Genomic DNA, 1,614 nt, shown 5'->3' with positions numbered 1-1,614 from the left:
CCAGGAATAACGGTGCGGTTGGGGTCGCTGGAGATGACTTCGGCCGGGACGATCTCCTCGGCGACGACAATCACCCGCTTGGCCGCGCGCACGCCCTCGAGCATCACTCCGAAGCCTCCCCAGCAGTGGGCATTGCCTTGGGCGTCGGCGCGCTGCACGTGCACGATGACGACGTCCGGAACAATAGCCTTCACGGCGTGCAGCTTCTCGTGTAGGGGCGGATCTCCGACCCGCCCGGGACGGGTCACAGACCCGTCCCCACCCGCAAACGGCGACTCCATCTCCACGAAGAACTCGTTCTCGCGCGCCACGTCCGAGCCCAGCGCAGTCCGCGTGGGCAGGAAAGGGACGCCCATGGCCGCCGCCTGGAGCGCCAGCGCGACCGAAAAGTTGGACATGTTCGTGACCTTTAGCTTCTGGCCGGGCGTCCCCGGGTTCTCCTCTTCGCAGGCCCGGCGGAAGTTGTAGGCGGAGCCCATCACCACGTTGCCCACCCAGGCGGCGATTACCCGCTCCGCGCACCCGGCGCCGATGAGCTGGTCGAACAGGACGTCGGAGATGGGCCCAATCAGCGTCAGGTTGCGCCGCTTCTGGCGGATGATCTCATGCCCCGCGGCGAAGGGGATCATCTGCTCCATCTGCAGGCCGAGCGCCACCGAGCAGCCGTCGGGGACCAGCTCGGCGACGACTTCCCGCATTGTCCGAAGCTTGTGCATCTACCTAACTCGTCCAGAATCCCTTCTTGTCGTATTCGCGGATAGCAGCCAACTCGGCCGCCGTGGGCGGCGCGGTCTCGGAAACATCCCCCGCCACGCGCAGCTTCCAGCCGGTGTTGGCTACAACATCCTCCACGCTGACGCCGGGATGCACCGACGCCAGGTACGCCTCGCTATCCTGACCAAAGCGCAGGATGGCCTTAGTTGTGATAGCCGCCGCGGGCCCGCCGCGCGGCAGGCCAACGCGCTCGCGCCAGCCGGCGCCCTCGCCGTTGCCCGGGCTGGTGATGTACGACACGCGCTCCGGCAGTCGGCGCTTGGAGTGCTCCATCAAAACCACAAAGCGCTTGGCGAGGGAGGCGATGTCGCAAGCCCCTCCCGATCCCGGCAGCCGGACAACCTTCGCTGCGCCGGCGGCCACCTGGGTGGAATTCAGATTGCCGAAGCAATCCACTTCCGCAGCGCCGAGAAAACCCAGGTCCACGCGCCCACTCTGAAGCAGGCTCATCACCGTCAGCATGTCCAGGCACTGGGTGGCGCCGAGAATATTGGGCGGGTCGGACATGGTGTAGATGAGCTCGGCGGCGGGCGTCGAGCGCACTACGCCGTTCTCGAAGAGGCCGATGGCGCTGGGCGCGTGCGTCTTCTTGGCGGCCACGAAGGCGATCAGCGGCAGGCGCATGCCCACGAAGACGACTTCCCCGTCGCGTATCTCGCGCGCCGCCGCGGCCACCATCAGCTCGGAGGGCGTGTAGGCTGTCGTCGCGGCGGTGGCGGGAGCGGTAGTCATTCGAAGAGCTTTAGCCACTAGCTCTTAGCTAGATGCTAGAAGCCAGGCGCTAGGGGTTGATGGCCGACTTGCGCGTTTCCCCGATGCTTTCCAGCGGGTCGCGGGCGC

At 66.7% G+C, this 1,614-nt stretch carries 2 protein-coding genes; both read right to left on the bottom strand.

Features of this window, described 5'->3' with window-relative positions; translation table 11 throughout:
* Window positions 1–698 (bottom strand): CoA-transferase (locus tag VGQ94_01485; protein HEV2021179.1); only part of this gene is annotated, 698 nt, incomplete at its 3' end.
* Between the two features lie 22 nt (window positions 699–720).
* A complete protein-coding gene (locus VGQ94_01480; protein ID HEV2021178.1) occupies window positions 721–1,506 on the bottom strand; it encodes a CoA-transferase in 786 nt (261 codons plus the stop codon).
* Between the last annotated feature and the right edge of the window lie 108 nt (window positions 1,507–1,614).

This window comes from Terriglobales bacterium (assembly GCA_035937135.1).
Lineage (GTDB): Bacteria > Acidobacteriota > Terriglobia > Terriglobales > Acidobacteriaceae > DASYVL01.
The sequence above is the reverse complement of the archived record's forward strand: the minus strand, read 5'-3'. Positions and strand labels throughout refer to the sequence as shown.